Genomic DNA, 17,256 nt, shown 5'->3' with positions numbered 1-17,256 from the left:
TAGTAGTACTTGTATAATATTGGCTGTTATGATTAAATGGTGTTATTTTCTTGAAATTTTTTAGGAGAAAGTCCTACATAGCGCTTGAAGGTTTTAGAAAAATGTGCCATATCAGTAAAATTATATTGATACGCTATATCGGTAAGGTTTGAATCTTGAACAATTATTTTTTTACTAGAAAATATTTTTTTCATTAAGATATAATTCATCGGGGTCATACCAGTGGAGGTCTTAAACTTTTTAGAAAACCCAAATTTGTTGATGTTTGCCATTTTCGAAAGTTTATCCAGACAAAATTTATCATAAATATGGTCTTCAATGTAATTGTTGATTCGATTAAAACTATTGAAATTTAACGTTGCGTATTCCTTTTCATATTCTTGTGAATAGGATTTTAAGATTTCAATAAATTGAATTAAATAAAACTCAATAGTTTCAGGGTTATTAATATCCAGTGCTTGTTTTAGTGATACAAATAGTATGTTTGCCTTTTCATTATTTATTTTTCTGTTTACAAATCGGATGTTTTTTCCATTCAGCATGTATTTCATTAGGTCATTTGAGATGTATATGGTATCAAATTTTAATTGAGATTCACATTGTGTAATAGGATTTGAATGAATTTCATAAGGATTGGTAATAGAAATACTTCCAGCTTCACTAAAAAGGCTGTGACCCTTAAAATCAATTTGTTCAATTCCTTTATGTATAAGTGAAATACAAAATGTTTCATGAAAATGTTTAGGAAAATCTGTCGTTTGATTCTCTATGGTGATATATTCTAAATTATCTAATAGCATTTTTAACTTTCAAATTTTTTTTAAATAATAACGATTACTACATATATGTATCCTATTGAAGGCATATGTTACATAGGTAACGATACATTGAAACTGATGAAGATTACTTTATTCTAAAAACAATCTCTGTCTTAATTAAATAGTGGTCTTTTTAAAAACAACTATTATTATTGATAGTAGCAATTGACTTTTTAATCAAAATGCATTTTCATTCCTTCATGAGTTGTTTTAAATCCTAAATCTTCATAAAATTTAATTGCTTTGGGTCTTTTCTTATCAGTTGTGAGTTGCAATAGGTGTGCTTTCCTTTCTTTTGCTCTGTTAATCGCCCATGTAAACATGTTTTTACCAATGCCGAGCCCTCTTTTATCCTTTCTGATTCTTACTGCTTCTATTTGAGCTCTGATTCCTCCTTGATACGTCAGATACTGAATAAAAGATAATTGCAAGGTTCCTATAATTTCAGCGTTTTTATTTTCTAAAACAATTAATTCATGATTTGGATCAGCATTGATATTTTCAAAAGCTGTTATATATTGAGTCGGTAAAGGTATTCTGAAATCTTCTCTTGTTTTTCCTAGTTCATCATCCGCAATCATTTCCACAATTTTTGGAACGTCATTTTTTGTTGCCTTTCTAAATATCATTTCTTAGAGTTTTCTACAAGCTATCAATTTAGTAAATACATTTTGAATTTTACTATTTTTTCGGTTCAGTGTTAAAACTCAAACTATATGGACGAAAAGTTATTGGTAATCGACCATCTTTTTTTAGATAAAAAAATAAGAATTGTCTCTTATTACATTACCTATTGTTATTTACTTACTACATCATTAATACATCATTATGTTAAACACTAAATTTTAGGACTAAAAACAAATACCTCTTTATTCTTTTATAACCACTGTTTTTACAGATAGTTTTAGAATTGATGTATCTTTTATGTATGTGTATAAACTGTTAAAAACGTGCTTATTTTATAATTTGGTACAGCACAAACTCAGAGGTTTTTTAGATTTCAAAAAAAAGGAATAACGTGTTTCTTTAATTATACAAAATATTAGTATAATTAGATATGCTAAAGTTATTTTTTTAGAGAAAATAAAATCAAATATATCGGTTTCTACTTCTTCAGAATCTTTTACATTATGTATTTGTGTTAATACCTAATTATTTAGAAATAATTCAAAATTGGTGTCAAAGATCCAAAGTTTTATACAAAAGCATACATTATAAAAGCATAAATCTTTCACGATACAAGTTTGATAATTAGGTAAAGAATCAGTTTTCCTTATTAAAACTATTTTTTATAAAAGGTCATCAATTTAAGAGAATAGATGATAGACTAATTGTAGCAGTAAAAAATTAAACTCAATACTTATAATTACACAAATTAATTAAACTTAACTAACTATGAAAAATCGTACAGTACACAGCAGGTATTTTAAATACCTCCTTTCATTAGTACTACTCATCATTTATGATACCAAGGCACAGAGTGATAATTGTAATGAATCATATATGGAAATAGGAATGAATTTGTCTCCTATTAATTATTATGCTTCACAACATATTTTTAAAGATTATGCCTTGGGAAAAGACCAATGGAGAACTAATCTAGTAGGAGGCAATCTTGCTAATACAAATCAAAAAGATAGATTATCTTTTGATACTAATGGGTACCCTTTATCTCTTCCTCAAAGTGTAGATGGTCAAAACATTATTGTAATTTCCTATCTGACCGCAAATGGATATATGCCAGTAGATGATTATATTTTGCTTTATGAGGGTGAGGGTGATATAGATTTTGGAGGATCTCTGTCTTTTACAGAAGAAATTTCTGAAGGGTATATTCGTTTTAAAGTAACCAGTGATGGGAATGGTTTTATAAGATTAAACTCATCTACGGTAGGAAATCATATAAAAAACATTAAAGCAATTCCAGAAAAGTACATCAACAATTTTGAAAACGAACCTTTTCACCCAGAGTTTCTAAATAAAATAGCTCCTCTATCCACCCTTAGAATGATGGACTTGTTAAAAACGAATAATTGGGATACTTCTTTTGCTGAGTATACAGATGATCTTGATGCATTTATGCGTAAGAGAGAATGGAATGAACGTATTCTACCTACATATTATACACAGGCGACTGATAAGGGAATGTCTTATGAGCATATCATTGCCATTGCTAATGAGGCTAAAAAAGATTTATGGTTAACGATTCCTCATAACGCAAGTAACGGGTATGTGCGTCAGATGGCAAGACTTTTTAGAGATAATCTTGATCCAGAGGTTAAACTGTATATTGAGTATTCTAATGAACTATGGAATTGGGCGTTTCAGCAAACTCGCTATGTAGATCAACTACGATTCAATGGTGATTTCCCGTCTGCTATCAATCACTGGCAAGCTGCTGCAATGAGAACACAACAGATATTTAATATCTGGATGCAAGAATTCGACACATCCAGTGATAGACTGGTACGGGTACTAGCTGCTCAATCAGCCAATTCTTATGTAGCTTCGCAATGGATCAGTATATTAGATGAAAGTGAATGGGATGTCTTGGCAATAACGCACTATTTTAATATTAGTAATGCATGGACACCTTCTGGACAAACGCCAGACCCAACAAATCAATTTAGAGATCGTCTTATGGCAATGGGAAGCGCCGCCACTGTCAATGATATTATTGATTTAGCAAGGGAGAATAGAGAATATTTATTAGAAAACTGGGGAGAAGATTCCGGTATCAAAGGGAATATAAAATTAGCTGCTGATTTAGGAAAACCTACAGTAACCTATGAGGGTGGAACACATATGATACATTCTAATGATATTGATAACCCTGTATTACTACAAACGATGTATGAGGCAAGTACTTCTCAACAATCAGCGGACTTATATAATGAAGTAATTCAAGATTTTAGAGATTGGGGAGTTACCTTGATGATGGGTTTTAATCTTTTTGGTGAACCAAATATCTGGGGGCATTGGGGTCATTATGATCATACATTTCAAACCGAAATACCTCCAAAAATGCAAGTAATACTAGATAATATTTCACCTTGTCAAACGAATACGTCTAATCCTGGTGGTGGAGAAGAGGAAGAAGGCCGATTAGTACATATTACTATGAAAAATACTCCTGATTTTGCAATAGATGGTAATTGGGGAGGAATAGAAGGCAGAAATGTTCATCTCTGGAAGGCAAATCAAAACAATGTAAATCAATTATGGTACGAGATTGATAGAGGTGATGGATACTACTCATATCAAAAATATGATACTAATGTATGCCTACAGGCTAATGAGGGAGTTTCTAATTATCAAAACCTCCACTTAGGTACTAAGGACAATGAAAGTTTTGATCAGCAATGGAATAAAATAAGCATTGATAACGGAATATACAGACTTAATAAAAGGGGAACAACGCTAGGAATCTCTGGTGTTAGAACTCCAGAAAATGGCGATCTTATAGAATTAATGTATTCTAATAATGATAATCCAAACCTTCATTGGATTATTACACCGGTTACAGATGTAAATAAAAATGGTATTATAAACAAATCATCAGATATTGCGATATATCCTAATACTGTAAAATCTATAACTACTGTTGTGAATGCAGCTGGTAGCGTAGTAAGATTTTATGACCTGAGTGGTAAGGTGATAATGACCATGGATATAGCTATTGATCAAGAGGTCATAGATCTAAGTGATTTTTCTTCTGGACTTTACTATGCGGAAATAAAGAAGAATGAAGAAGGTATTCGCGAAGTTCTCAAAATTATAAAACAATAAATTGAAAAAGTAAGTATTGAGAATACAAGGTGGTCTATTAAGACCACCTTTTTTATAGTTATAGTTTAATTTTTATTGCAGTTGATATGAAATAGAATCTCCTACAGATAGCTTCCATTGATCTGCTAATCCGGCATTGATTTCTAATACATATTTAGCTGGTTTTCCTGATGGTAAAGAACTTTCATCTAATGGTTTTGCATTTTTTTGAAAGCTAACAATCTTAAAACCCTCATCGATATAAATAATATCTAATGGAAGCAAGGTGTTTTTCATGTAAAAGCTTTGCGGTTCGTAAGCTTCACAAATGAATAACATTCCTTGTTTTTCTTTCATATCAGTGCGATACATCAATCCTGTTTGTCGTTCATAATCATTATCAGCAATTTCGATTTCTAAGTTGACGATAGAAACCGGAACTGAATCTGTTACCTGATACAGAGATAAAGATGCTTCTTTTGTAAATTTAATTTCTTCAGTGACTATCTCTTTCTCTTTCGTTTCTTTGCATGAGAACGTGAAGCTAACGATCATAGCTAAAATTAATGGAATACTATATTTTTTCATAAGTTCAATCTAAATGCCTTATATCTTTATTTTGCTTTGCTTTGTGCCTCTATAATATATTGTTTAGACTCTAATATAGTAGAAACGCGTTCTCTAACATCCTGTAAATGGTATCTGGTCATGGTATCAGAGGTGCGAGTGATCGCTGCTTTTATATTCTTCTGTAAAATGTTTAATTGCGCTCTAACTACTGCACGAATATCGCTCTGCGAAGTATTTACATTGGTTCGTACAACATAACGTCTAATTCTCTCAGGTATAGGTTCCTGATCCTTTGTCATAAGTGTTTCTAGCTGCTCAATATAGGCACGTTGAAGATTACGACGATAAACACTAATAGTAGCACCTTTGCTTAATTCACTAAAAATCCCTTTTCGTAAAGCCGTCATCATGTCTAATAGTCCATAGGCATTTTTACCGTAGATTGCTTCATTTTCTATTAATCGGGCCATTCTGCCTTGATCCAGTAAATTGGTTAATGTTCTTTCCTGAAAAGATCTTACACGCTCTATACTACCAGCAGATTCTATCTTATTAAAAATAGAAACATCAAGCAACCACTCTGGAGTTGTAAAGAGTTGTTTTTGTAAAAACTGCATAGCACGTTTTTGATTCTCTTTACTTACGTGTGTGTATACAGCTCCTTCTTGATCATAGGTTTTATAATATTCATATACTCCTCCAATATTAGCTGTTACGTGTCCCATATAACGATTATATTGACTCAATACATTTTCGTACAAACTTTTAAGGTCTTTATAATCTTTTCCATCTTCCGCAGTCCATTTGATTAGATTAGGAACAATCCGTTTAAGATTCTCGATACCATAAGAACTTGCTAATACAGCATCATCTCCTAAATCTTCTGTTTGCGAGCTGGGATCAATAGGAGCTCCAAATTGTTGTTTTCCGAATCTATACATAGGATCATTTGCATGTTCTAAAATCCAACTATCTAAAATTTTCTTTTCATTTACTGCGGCTACATCCAAAATAGGACGATACCCCCAATTAATTGCATACTTGTCATATGTACCTATATTTGGCATTAGAGCAACATCTCCATCTCCTGGTTGCGCAATGTAATTAAAACGCGCATAATCCATGATTGATGGTGCCGTACCATACTTCTTAGTAAATTCAGGATCTCTAAGAGACTCTACGGGGTAAGCTACACTGCTTCCCATATTATGAGGTAATCCCAATGTATGACCAACTTCATGAGCAGAGACAAAACGGATTAATCTTCCCATCACCTCATCTTTAAAAGCTGCTCCCTGTGCATCCGGGTTAATCGCAGCTGTTTGTGCAAAAAACCAATTTCTTAATAAAGACATTACATTGTGATACCAGTTGATATCGCTTTCCAGAATTTCACCAGACCTGGGATCACTTACGTGGGGTCCATTAGCATTGGGAATAGGAGATGCTAAATAGCGAACGACTGAATACCGAACATCCTCCGGACTCCAATCAGGATTTTCTTCTACAGTAGGAGGGTCTTTAGCAATAATCGCATTTTTAAAACCTGCATGTTCAAATGCTACCTGCCAGTCTTCAATACCTTGTTTGATATAAGTTCTCCATTTTTTTGGAGTAGCACGATCGATATAATACACAATTTGTTTCTTAGGTTCTACAAGCTCACCGCGCTTAAATTTTTCGATGTCTTCCTCTTTAACTTCTAATCTCCATCGATCTAAAAATCGAACCGTTTTACTTTTTTGTGCATCTAGCCCATAATCAGTTTGACCACTGGTGAACCATCCTACCCGTTGATCAAAATATCTACGTTTCATAATTTTTTCAGGAAGCAGTATCAAAGAATTGCTCATTTCTAAAGAAATAGATCCTGTACTCGCATTAGATGGCGGTGCAGCGGCTACATAGGTTTTTACATGACGTGCCTCAATATTATGGGGATAGCTGCGTATAGTATCAATATAGGATCTACTTTCATCTAATTTAGAAATTTTGTATTGCTTACGTTTAGACTCAGGAAACCCTAAAGCTTTTACATCTTTTGCAAACAAATCACTGACATCAATTACTGTTGCATTTTTTGCAGTATTAAGTGTGTCTTTATAAAATGCTTTTATAGGAAAAGAATATAAGACAGGTTCAAAATTAGAATTTACTACCGCCTCATGAACTGGTAATGAATCTGCAGCTACTATTTGATGAGAAACTACACGAAGTAATACTTGTTTATTTTTTCGCTGCCATCGTAATATCTGGGTATTTTGTTTACCACCTCCAAAACCAATTCCAGTTGCTGTTTTAGCAATACGAGTTACCATAAGCATCTCACGATTAAATAAAGAGTCAGGAATCTCATACAAGTAATTATCATCAATATGATGAACAGTAAATAAACCAGTGTCACTTTTAGCTTTGTCCGTTATGACCTCTTTATAAGGTTTGATTTGGTTTTTGCTGTTTTTGTCTTCCGATGGTTTTTTTATACCGTTTTCTGTTGTTTTATTTTCTTTTTTTGATTTAGAAGCTCCACATCCAAAGAGAAAGAGTGTAAGTATCATTATAATATAAACAGGTATGCGCATAGGTTCATTTTTTGATCCGTCGAAGGTATGAATTATGTGTAGAGATAGTTGTGAAAATAACGTTAAACACTTGTGTATGTTGGTTATGTATTAAGTAGGTTATGAAAAAAATCGCACCATGATAATTACAGGTACGACTTTTTTCAATAGGATAGACTACATATTTTGATTACCATTGCATACTATGGGTAATGACCGTCTTTTGATCTTCACAAAAACCGATAAAATGATATTCATTTTCTATGGTAGATGATGCATAATAAATATATTGCTGATTTCCTGTTTGATCTTTTATCCATTGATAAGGAGTACTATAAGCATCTGAACGATTAATTAATTTAGAAGATTTTTTTATGTTCTTATATAAAACTCTAAAATCTTCCTGATTAAGGTGAATAGCCATTGATGATATATCGTCTACAATAAAATACGGATTCTCTTTTTTTGTAAGTATAGAATTAGCACTTTTAGGAAGCTCTAATTTGGTGATCATTCTAAACTCATTTTCATTATTATTAAATCCACTGGAGTAAAATTCTGTGTTTTTATTATACTTATTAGCATCTATATAGAATAGTGAGCATATGAGATAGGGTAACAAGAATGTTAAAAAACTCATAGCTAGTGCTTTAGAAGGATCATATCGTTTTACTGCTCTATGAACCAAAAAGGATAAAGCAAGTGGAATGCCAATAATAACTGGTAGAAGGAAAAAAGCAAATATATACATAGTATAATATGGTGTAAAATTATGATACCGATGGTGACCTACGGTTTTGGTCTTTATACGTATTCCTATAATTCATTTAATCTAATCCCCAATCAATTTTGCGGGATACCATCATAATCGCACCAAGAATTAAAAATAATCCTATACTTCCCACAATGAGAGCGTAGTTTTCTAATTGAATAATTACAAAAATGAAGGAGTATAAAGCAGTCAGTGATGCTCCGATCATTGCCATAAATTTAAAGTTCTTTAGGATAGACTTAGCATATATTGATATCAATAAGACCACTGCAATACCAGCGATACCATAGGCTTTTAAAAAGCTGGAATGCTCAGAAATAGAAATCAATAGCGTGTAGAACATGGTAAGTGCTAATCCAATCATGAGATATTGAAAGGGATGAATATGTATCTTACTTACTGTCTGGATCAAAAAGAATACTAAGAAAGTAAGTGCTATGACCAGATATCCATATTTAGTTGCTCGTTCACTTTTTTGATATTCATCTACGGGAATCAGTAGTTTTACTCCAAAAGCAGATGAATTGATATGTGGTAATTCACCATAAAATTCTTGTTCGAATTCGCGATTGATTTGTAATACTTTCCAGTTTGCTTTAAATCCATTTTCTGTAATTTCTTTAGTTTTTGAGTTCGGTAAAAAATTGCCATTAAAACTAGGGGAAGCCCAATTAGAAGTCATACTAACATTGGTTTCTCTGCCTACAGGAATAAACCTGAGCTGTTCACTGCCATTAATCATCAGGTCCAGATTAAAATTAATCATATGCTCTGTTGGTACTGCATTTTCTTTGAGAAATTTAGTTTCTAACATATTCGTATATGAGTTTTCTACATACCTTGATCGTAAGGGATAAGCATCGCTTCCCATTTGTATTTGCAGATTGCTTTTAATCCCCTTTAGATTGGTAGAATTAATAATTACGGTAGCTTTCTGCCATAAGATATCCTCTTTAGCAATATCCTTTGTCTCAAAGGTTGGAGTGGTAAAAGATCCTGTTATTTTCATGTCCGCGGTATAGACTACAGATTGATAAATACCTCGTTTTAATGCTTCGGATTCTATATTACCATTAATTTCTAAAGTGCTTGGGAATATAAAAGCATGATGTATAGTAATAATATCTTCTTCGCTATAGGATTTGGTTTTCTCATCCCAGGTTTTATGAATTTTATGAGTTTGATAAGGAACTTTTAAAATCGGTCCATATAACAGCACCTCGTTTCCCCATTTTTGATTGATATCACTAACTACTTCTTCCTGTCTAAAAGAGCGTTCCTGGATTAAACTTTTTATATAAGATAGCGGAATCAGTAATACAAGAATGAGTATACCGACCATAAGCATACGAATGGTAATTGAAGTTTTTATCCATTGTCCGAAAGACTTTTTTTGTTTTTGAGTTTCCATAATATATAGTGATTAAATTTTAATATTTTAATAAAGAGTTAGTCCTCTTGCTTGAGGTATAGCTGTTGGTAATATTGAATAAGGTGATAAGTAATAATTAAAAAACCACCAAAGCCAATGGTAAATGACCAAGTATTAATATGATTCATTGGAAATAATATTCGTTGAGCAATATCCCCCAGAATACCCATTGGATTATTGACGATATCCCAGCTATTCCAGCGTAATACTCTACCTAGATAGATGCCAAATCCGCATAAAAGAAGTACGGTATAGGTAATGATATAAGTTACTTTCTTAGAAAAATAATCGCATAGTAATTGTTGCATAATACGTAAAGAAGCAAAACCAACGATAAGGCCATTAATGGCAAAGGAAACGATCAATAATACATCAAACCAGATAGATTGTAAGGAACTGATTCTTATATGTTGTAAATCAGTTAAGATATAGGGTGAATTTGGTAAAAATACCAGCCAAATTAAGAAACCCATCCCAAAGAGAAATCGGTTTTTGTGTAGTTTTCTGAAACTTAATATTAGCGTAATGCCATAAGGAATGCATGCAAGAAATAAATTCCATGCCAGAAACATAAAGAAAATAGATTCTACTCTAATGATCCTGATAATTAACAGTAGCATGCTAAAGGTTACAGCTATAGTAAATCCTTTAATAAACGGAAATTGATTTTTAATTGATTTCATAAATGAGGTGTTATGGTAAATTATATAAACATGAGGTAGGTTAACGTAACAGGGATATTGAGAAGTAATACTCCTATTGTGATTAAATTTTCATTAGAGTGATGAGGATTAATAATCGCATGACCTATAAGTTCTATAAGTGTAATGCTATTGAGTACAAGCGCAATTAATGTATAGAAAAGTCCGATCTCTAATAACCGGTATGACGGTTCAACTAAGTGAATAATAAATAAAGCAGTTCCTAAAAGAAAACTTAGGCAAGCTATCATTAAGCTTGTTTTATTAATATTTTGAGTAATTTTCATATCGATGGTATTAAAAAAGTAGTTCTTATGGTAATTAATGATTGGTTTAGTAATTTTTTAAAATCTAATTGATGAAATGTATAAGCACTACGCCCTTTTCTGAAGGCAGCTCTGAATTTTGCTAATTTATCGGGGTAGAGTAGGGTTCCTATGCAAATGACTCCCATCAAATACATACTTCTTTTGCCATTACCTAATAGAAAATATTGCATAGAGATTTCTTCAGGAACGGTAATACCTGCTTTTGTCAATACATGAAATACATCGTGGTTCTCTAATTTAGGTTGAGGTGTAAAATCATGCTGGAGTAAAAAACTGCCTAAATGAAATCCTAGGCTTGATGGCGGATAGTTAAGAAGTTGTGTCATTGATATATCCCACGATTCTTCTTTTTTGAACCATTTCTGATATGGTATTTTACTCCATTCATATATTATTTCTAAAAGTAAAGCTCTCATTTTTTGTTATTTTAAAAGTACTTTGAATTTCAAAGTTTAATGATAAAAAAAATATTACTTGCTATATTGAACCATCTACACTATTGAGTGAGATATGATTCTAATATTATTGTTTTAATAATTTTTCAATCGCATCTACATGTTTTTTAAAAGCGATTTTTCCTTCTTTGGTTGCACTGTAACGTGTGTTAGGCTTGCGCCCTATAAATGATTTTTCAACTTTTATATAAGTTTCTTTCTCTAGCGCTTTAGTATGGCTAGCCAAATTACCATCTGTAGCTCCTAGTAACTCTTTTAGAGTTTTAAAATCAGCATACTCATTGACCATCAATATTGACATAATACCTAATCGAATTCTGTGATCGAATGCTTTATTTATATTATTAATTATACTACTCATGTCCTTAGTGTCAGGTCGATCATTGTCATTTTTTACTCCATTATAAGACTGTATAAGTTACGAGTCTTCCGAAATACTTTTATTATTAGCGGTCATGTTTTAAATAAATCAAGCTACCATAAATAATATGCATAACTCCAAAACCTAAAACCCAGAACCAAAATCCATATCCTGGATACACAGCACATATCAAACCTAATATAATTTGCACATATCCCAAGTATTTTACATTACCAATTGTGTATTTTGAAGCATTTACTAAAGCTAATCCATAAAAAATAAGCATTAACGAACCCGTTAGACCATAATGATGACTGGCAAGTTTGATAAGGATATAAATACCACCTGTGATCAAAGGTACCATAAATGCGCCTAGCAATCTCTTAGATGTACTGTTCCATAGGGATTCGCCATTATTTTTAGATTTACGTACACTTAATAAGACTCCGGTAGTTATGCTTAAGAAAGCAACAATTCCCAGGTCTAATAAAATATAACGAAATATTTTACCGCCTATAATTAGATAACTTCGACCACTGATACTTACTAGGTAATATGCTACACCTGCTCCGATAAGGGCATATATACCAGCAAGTATTCCAGAGAGTCCACTTAAGGAAAAAAAACGAGTAGATTTATTCATTAAATCCTTGATCTCCGTAATGTCATTTAAATAATCTTCTGTGCTCATATTAAAAGTACTTTGAAATGCAAAGTAAAATTAAAATATTGAGTTATGCAAGTTTTGTTTTTGAATGATTTATTTCTGCTCTTCAAATTGTTCTTGCAAGCTATGTCTAGATTCGAGGTCTTCTAGCGCTTTTCCTACAACTCCAGTAGGTACAAGTGTATTGTAGTGCTTCCAGAATTCTGGAGTATACTCTTTAGGATAATTAAACAATGTATTAGAAAACGTACTTTGAAAAATTTCAGGTTGTATATACTTAGATATGTTATTTGTTTTTACATCATTAATGATAAGTTCTGACTCTGTATTGGCGATATATTCATCAAAAAGGTCGCCAGAATTCTTATAAGTATTTGTAGCTTTTATCCTTTTAAGATACCACTTGGATTTGTATTTAGAAAAAGATACAAATACCTCGTAATCCAGCAAACTGGTGGTTCTTGTTATAAAAGCCTTGTTTGTTTCTTTTTCTAGAGAAGGCGGTGTTTTTAATTGAGTACCAAATTTTTGATTTAATTTTTTTCTATACGCATCAGTCAGGCGGTATTGATAATCTATAATGGCTTTTGTCTGCTAATCTAATGTGAGTTTACCCTGATAGATAGCTTTAGTGTATGTGGAATCTTTAGGAGCAAAAGATATTATATAAACAGGCTGATTATTATACATGCTTCGGCCAGATAATGTATAGAGGTACTGACTATTACGTTGCGGATCTAAAAAATCAGCTTGCCTTTTGACTTTATCAGCTCCGGTTAATCGCAGTGGTCCTCCACCAATTTCATTGTTTTCCAACCATTTGAGATCTGTAGTGTCTATAGCTTCTAATGTCTTAGATTGCTCCATTATTTTATAGTTCTGTAAGTTATTACTTTTTCTGACAGCTAATATTTTAGCCTGATCTTGCATACTTGCTATAAAATCCTGTGGCTCCGGGAATGGTACTTTTTTTATACTAGATTCTAATGGGTTGAATTGCATATAATTTTTCATAGAAAATAGAGAATCAAAAGATCCGTTATATGGCGAGTAAAATATAGAACAGGCGGCATCACTAAATTTAGTGTATGTATTATCTATTTTTGTAAGTTCTCGATAATATGAATTTAGATATACAGGTTCCTGAGCGTAGTTTTGTGGAAATAAGGTGATCGCTTCATCAATTAATTCTTTGTATTTATTTTTAGCTTTCACAATAACTTCATCCAATGGAGTAGAGGCTGTTTTTAGATATACTATTTTTTCAGAATTTTTAAATTCTTTTAGAGGAAGACGTGTGTCTAGATAACCTACAAAAGAAAAAAGTATCATGCCAGAGAGGTTGTTTTTACTAACTGTAAGTTCAAATTTTCCTTCTTCGTTAGATATGGTTCCCAGGGATGTTCCTTCTATAATAACATTTGTAAATGGTAGGGGATTTTTTGTATCTCGATCAAGTACAGTTGCTTCTATCAGTGTGGTTTGTTCTTTTTTGTTGTTTTGAGCCTGTATATGGTTTCCCGATAAAATAAAGAATATTATTGATATGAGGAATATCATGTGTTTTTTTGATCTATACTTTATAGGGTAAATAGTTCTTTTTGCTCGCATTATCATTTTCTGGTATTAATATAAATCCTTTAATGATCGATAAGGTTAAATCAGATTACATCGTTCAATACCTTCTTGCAACAGTTGTAATCACTCATAGAAAATATTATTCTTATCATAGAATTATGTTATAAATATAAGATTCCATTCTATTATTTAAAAGAGAAACCCTTTAGTTCTCTATATATGAAAAATGATATGTGATTTTAGGTGTCAGAAATGAAATCAGCTTATAAAACTTGCAAGCTATTTAATTGTAGTTCATAATAATCTCATATTAACCATTTCAGTTTGGAAACCTTACTAAAGTATTGATTACATAATACTAACGGCTCTTAGGGTCGAAGAAAACTATTTATAATAAAGAAATATCCACACCCTTAAAATAACTGGATAGTACCACCAAGGGTAATATTACGTTGTAAGAAAAAGAAGCTATGTTTTGCTCTGTCGCTACGATCCGCGCTAGCACGCACATCTGGTAAGTTAATAAAACCTCCTTTAATTTCAGTCTGAATAAAAAACTTATTGAAAAAAGTAATGTTAATACCTCCCTTGAGCGATAGTCCGTAACCAGCCAGATGAAATGCATCATGGCGATCTTTATTAAGAATTTTAGCATTTGTCTTTGGGATAAGTACTCCTGCGCCAAAACCTTCTGTAATGTTTATTTGTACTTTATTCGGATTTATATGAACGAGCTCGCCCAGATTATCTACACGAGCAATTTCCAGATGCACGTAATTGAGACCATCAGTGTGTTCTAATGAAGCAAATTCTTTCCACAGATAAGTATCTTTATTGTCGTAGATACCATTAAATAGCATAGTTCCTTCGTCTTGAGGAGTGAGGTTGATCTCTCCACTTACCTTTGCCGTTTGAAATTGATCCATTACATATTTCATATGATCTAATCCAATAGATGCATTCCAATGATCATGAAAATAATATCCTAATCTGGCATTCGTTTGAGGAATAGTCATATTAGCAGGATTGATATATTTTTTATATCCTATTGGTGTTGTAATTTTATCACTGGCAGTCGCATTATGAATAGTAAAATTGTAATTGTTACCAGAAAAATTAATGGTAGAGTTAGAGTAATTAGATGTATTCCAACCCCAATAAAAGTAAATCTTTCCTTTATTCTTAGTTTCTGTTTTGTCTTTTTGATTAGAAGTATTGACTTTATCTTGGGCAATAGTTTTGTTTTTTCCTATTATTAAAAATAGGAAAATGAGGGTAGTTATTTTATTCAAATTATAGGATTGATTTTCTTGTTATCAAAATTATTTTAGGGGATGGACTGGTATTCTGTATTTATTGTTAGCGTAATCAGAAATGAAATACGAAGTATCAACTTTAATCGATTATAAATTGACAATGGTTTGCCGTATAGCCACTAGATTGCTTAGTAATTTTTCCAAATACTGTAAATCAAGCATATTGGCTCCATCACTTTTTGCATTTGCGGGATCAAAATGTGTTTCTAGAAACAACCCATCCACACCTGTTGCGATTCCTGCTCTAGCAATGGTTTCTATCATCTCAGGTCTTCCGCCTGTGACTCCGCTAGACTGATTAGGTTGTTGCAAAGAGTGAGTAACATCCAGTACTGTGGTAGCATATGATTTCATGGTAGGGATTCCTCTAAAATCAACAATCATATCCTGATAGCCAAACATGGTTCCTCTATCTGTAATCATCGCTTTATTGTTACCACTGTCTTTTACCTTTTTAACCGCATGCTGCATTGCTTCGGGACTCATGAATTGCCCTTTTTTAAGATTTACAGTTTTCCCTGTTTTTGCTGCTGCTACTACGAGATCTGTCTGGCGAACCAGGAAAGCTGGAATTTGTAAAATATCTACATAAGCAGCCGCTAATGCTGCATCTTCATTTTCGTGAATATCAGTAACTGTAGGGATTTCGAAGGTTTCACCTACTTTACGAATAATTTTTAAAGCTTTTTCATTTCCAATCCCTGTAAAACTATCAATACGACTTCGGTTTGCTTTTTTAAAAGAACCTTTAAAAACATATGGAATTTTTAATTTTGAAGTAACTTCTACTACTTTTTCTGCTATTCGTAAAGCCATTTCTTCTCCTTCTATTGCACAAGGCCCTGCAAGAAGAAAGAAATTATTAGCATCAATATTTTTTAGTTTTTTTATTTGGGAGAGATCCATATATTTTTTTTCAGGATGCAAAGATATGTGTTTTACCACTTTAATAAAAAGATTAATAACAGGAACTAAAAATACATTCATAAGAATAATCTATGAGATCAGGTTTGACTTCTTCAATCCTTTCACTCAATATAATTTTTATGAAAACGGTAAGCTTTCTTATATAGGAAATAATATTGGTTCAGAATACGAAGTTTTCTTAAGACTTGGTAGAAGATTACTTTGTAAATGTAGGTGCTATCGTTTTACAATTTTTTGAACCGATGTACCTTGCAGGTTTAATAGGTATACTCCTTTCGGCAAATGATCGATCTTAATAGCAAGCTCATTTGTAGCGAATGTTATCGTTTGTTGGTGAACGATCTTTCCTTTTATAGACATAAGGTTTAGATTCTTAGATGTGTGTACGTCTTTTGGCAAGGTGATATATAGTACATCCTGAGCAGGATTAGGATATGCTTTGAATGATGATGTATGATTATCCGCTATGTTATCTACCGATAAAGTGGTATCACCTCTTCCAAATATTTGTGTCCAATAGTGTGTATATTCTGATCCATTTACTACTGCATAACCAATACCCATTTCATTAGATCGTTCGTCCAATATATTATCCAAATGTCCGGAGCTATTGACCCATTGATTAAAAGTTTCTGCAACTGTATTATTACCTGCAGCAATATTTTCTCCTCTGGGAGTACCTACATAGCTTGCATCCCGAACTCTTTCACTAAAAGAGGAACCATTTAACCCTGTATGATTAAAATAGTTTTGATCACCCATATCTTTAGAATGAAGATAAGCTGCTTCATTTAATTCTTGATTCAAAACTAGTGGCTGTAGCCCTTCAGTAGTTCTGATATCATTGACTAAACGTAACATTTCTTCTGCTCTATCATTATTGTTTTGTGCGTTAATACGCGGAGAAAAATTTACTAAGAGAATCGCAAATACGATCCTATACATCAATGATGCTTTCATATGAGGTTTTAATTTATACGATTTTAATATTTAGAACTTTC

General features: G+C 32.3%; 17 protein-coding genes. 1 reads left to right on the top strand and 16 read right to left on the bottom strand.

Annotated elements, in window-relative coordinates:
- Positions 1-32: 32 nt before the first annotated feature.
- On the bottom strand, positions 33-800 hold the full coding sequence (locus ABD816_RS02050; protein ID WP_344924273.1) for an AraC family transcriptional regulator: 768 nt from the start codon (positions 798-800) through the stop codon (positions 33-35).
- Positions 801-991: 191 nt separating this feature from the next.
- Positions 992-1,447: a GNAT family N-acetyltransferase gene (locus tag ABD816_RS02045; RefSeq protein WP_344924270.1), complete on the bottom strand. Its 456-nt coding sequence runs from the start codon at positions 1,445-1,447 to the stop codon at positions 992-994.
- A gap of 766 nt (positions 1,448-2,213) precedes the next feature.
- Here ABD816_RS02045 and ABD816_RS02040 point away from each other — a divergent pair.
- A complete protein-coding gene (locus tag ABD816_RS02040) occupies positions 2,214-4,607 on the top strand; it encodes a T9SS type A sorting domain-containing protein (protein ID WP_344924268.1) in 2,394 nt (797 codons plus the stop codon).
- Positions 4,608-4,679: 72 nt separating this feature from the next.
- Here ABD816_RS02040 and ABD816_RS02035 read toward each other — a convergent pair whose 3' ends face one another.
- The 14 genes from ABD816_RS02035 to ABD816_RS01970 all read right to left on the bottom strand — a co-directional run bounded on the left by ABD816_RS02035 (position 4,680) and on the right by ABD816_RS01970 (position 17,215).
- Complete coding sequence (locus ABD816_RS02035) at positions 4,680-5,174, bottom strand: DUF192 domain-containing protein (RefSeq protein ID WP_344924266.1); 495 nt, start codon at positions 5,172-5,174, stop codon at positions 4,680-4,682.
- Between the two features lie 26 nt (positions 5,175-5,200).
- Positions 5,201-7,738, bottom strand: a complete 2,538-nt coding sequence (locus ABD816_RS02030) for a zinc-dependent metalloprotease (protein WP_344924264.1) — start codon at positions 7,736-7,738, stop codon at positions 5,201-5,203.
- 169 nt (positions 7,739-7,907) lie between these two features.
- Positions 7,908-8,468 (bottom strand): hypothetical protein, encoded by a 561-nt coding sequence (locus ABD816_RS02025; protein WP_344924262.1) that lies wholly within the window; start codon positions 8,466-8,468, stop codon positions 7,908-7,910.
- Positions 8,469-8,544: 76 nt separating this feature from the next.
- Positions 8,545-9,900, bottom strand: coding sequence for a cell envelope integrity protein CreD (gene creD / locus ABD816_RS02020; protein ID WP_344924260.1), 1,356 nt, complete (start codon positions 9,898-9,900; stop codon positions 8,545-8,547).
- Between the two features lie 38 nt (positions 9,901-9,938).
- Complete coding sequence (locus ABD816_RS02015) at positions 9,939-10,604, bottom strand: DUF1361 domain-containing protein (protein WP_344924258.1); 666 nt, start codon at positions 10,602-10,604, stop codon at positions 9,939-9,941.
- 20 nt (positions 10,605-10,624) lie between these two features.
- Positions 10,625-10,909, bottom strand: a complete 285-nt coding sequence (locus ABD816_RS02010) for a hypothetical protein (RefSeq protein WP_344924256.1) — start codon at positions 10,907-10,909, stop codon at positions 10,625-10,627.
- Complete coding sequence (locus ABD816_RS02005) at positions 10,906-11,367, bottom strand: Coq4 family protein (RefSeq protein ID WP_344924253.1); 462 nt, start codon at positions 11,365-11,367, stop codon at positions 10,906-10,908. Before ABD816_RS02005 ends, ABD816_RS02010 begins: the two co-directional genes overlap by 4 nt.
- Positions 11,368-11,473: 106 nt before the next feature.
- Entirely contained in the window at positions 11,474-11,767 is a 294-nt protein-coding gene (locus ABD816_RS02000) for a winged helix-turn-helix domain-containing protein (protein ID WP_344924251.1), read from the bottom strand.
- An 85-nt stretch (positions 11,768-11,852) separates the two neighbouring features.
- Positions 11,853-12,458, bottom strand: coding sequence for a hypothetical protein (locus ABD816_RS01995; protein WP_344924249.1), 606 nt, complete (start codon positions 12,456-12,458; stop codon positions 11,853-11,855).
- Between the two features lie 69 nt (positions 12,459-12,527).
- Positions 12,528-12,884 (bottom strand): hypothetical protein, encoded by a 357-nt coding sequence (locus ABD816_RS01990; RefSeq protein ID WP_344924247.1) that lies wholly within the window; start codon positions 12,882-12,884, stop codon positions 12,528-12,530.
- A 144-nt stretch (positions 12,885-13,028) separates the two neighbouring features.
- Entirely contained in the window at positions 13,029-13,994 is a 966-nt protein-coding gene (locus ABD816_RS01985; RefSeq protein ID WP_344924245.1) for a carboxypeptidase-like regulatory domain-containing protein, read from the bottom strand.
- 431 nt (positions 13,995-14,425) lie between these two features.
- Positions 14,426-15,304, bottom strand: coding sequence for a hypothetical protein (locus tag ABD816_RS01980; protein ID WP_344924243.1), 879 nt, complete (start codon positions 15,302-15,304; stop codon positions 14,426-14,428).
- Positions 15,305-15,415: 111 nt separating this feature from the next.
- On the bottom strand, positions 15,416-16,234 hold the full coding sequence (gene kdsA, locus ABD816_RS01975) for a 3-deoxy-8-phosphooctulonate synthase (protein ID WP_344924516.1): 819 nt from the start codon (positions 16,232-16,234) through the stop codon (positions 15,416-15,418).
- A 237-nt stretch (positions 16,235-16,471) separates the two neighbouring features.
- The gene (locus tag ABD816_RS01970; RefSeq protein WP_344924241.1) at positions 16,472-17,215 is read right to left on the bottom strand and encodes a CAP domain-containing protein; all 744 of its coding nucleotides are present in this window, start codon (positions 17,213-17,215) and stop codon (positions 16,472-16,474) included.
- Between the last annotated feature and the right edge of the window lie 41 nt (positions 17,216-17,256).

Source organism: Aquimarina addita (assembly GCF_039539305.1).
Classification (GTDB): domain Bacteria; phylum Bacteroidota; class Bacteroidia; order Flavobacteriales; family Flavobacteriaceae; genus Aquimarina; species Aquimarina addita.
Note: the sequence above shows the minus strand (reverse complement) of the source record. Positions and strands in the feature narration are given on the sequence as shown.

Bases quoted from the DNA above. Each gene is read 5' to 3' on its own strand.
- ABD816_RS02050 (WP_344924273.1), bottom strand. From the start codon at position 800: ATGCTATTAGATAATTTAGAATATATCACCATAGAGAATCAAACGACA.
- ABD816_RS02045 (WP_344924270.1), bottom strand. From the start codon at position 1,447: ATGATATTTAGAAAGGCAACAAAAAATGACGTTCCAAAAATTGTGGAA.
- ABD816_RS02040 (WP_344924268.1), top strand. From the start codon at position 2,214: ATGAAAAATCGTACAGTACACAGCAGGTATTTTAAATACCTCCTTTCA.
- ABD816_RS02035 (WP_344924266.1), bottom strand. From the start codon at position 5,174: ATGAAAAAATATAGTATTCCATTAATTTTAGCTATGATCGTTAGCTTC.
- ABD816_RS02030 (WP_344924264.1), bottom strand. From the start codon at position 7,738: ATGCGCATACCTGTTTATATTATAATGATACTTACACTCTTTCTCTTT.
- ABD816_RS02025 (WP_344924262.1), bottom strand. From the start codon at position 8,468: ATGTATATATTTGCTTTTTTCCTTCTACCAGTTATTATTGGCATTCCA.
- creD (WP_344924260.1), bottom strand. From the start codon at position 9,900: ATGGAAACTCAAAAACAAAAAAAGTCTTTCGGACAATGGATAAAAACT.
- ABD816_RS02015 (WP_344924258.1), bottom strand. From the start codon at position 10,604: ATGAAATCAATTAAAAATCAATTTCCGTTTATTAAAGGATTTACTATA.
- ABD816_RS02010 (WP_344924256.1), bottom strand. From the start codon at position 10,909: ATGAAAATTACTCAAAATATTAATAAAACAAGCTTAATGATAGCTTGC.
- ABD816_RS02005 (WP_344924253.1), bottom strand. From the start codon at position 11,367: ATGAGAGCTTTACTTTTAGAAATAATATATGAATGGAGTAAAATACCA.
- ABD816_RS02000 (WP_344924251.1), bottom strand. From the start codon at position 11,767: ATGAGTAGTATAATTAATAATATAAATAAAGCATTCGATCACAGAATT.
- ABD816_RS01995 (WP_344924249.1), bottom strand. From the start codon at position 12,458: ATGAGCACAGAAGATTATTTAAATGACATTACGGAGATCAAGGATTTA.
- ABD816_RS01985 (WP_344924245.1), bottom strand. From the start codon at position 13,994: ATGATATTCCTCATATCAATAATATTCTTTATTTTATCGGGAAACCAT.
- kdsA (WP_344924516.1), bottom strand. From the start codon at position 16,234: ATGGATCTCTCCCAAATAAAAAAACTAAAAAATATTGATGCTAATAAT.
- ABD816_RS01970 (WP_344924241.1), bottom strand. From the start codon at position 17,215: ATGAAAGCATCATTGATGTATAGGATCGTATTTGCGATTCTCTTAGTA.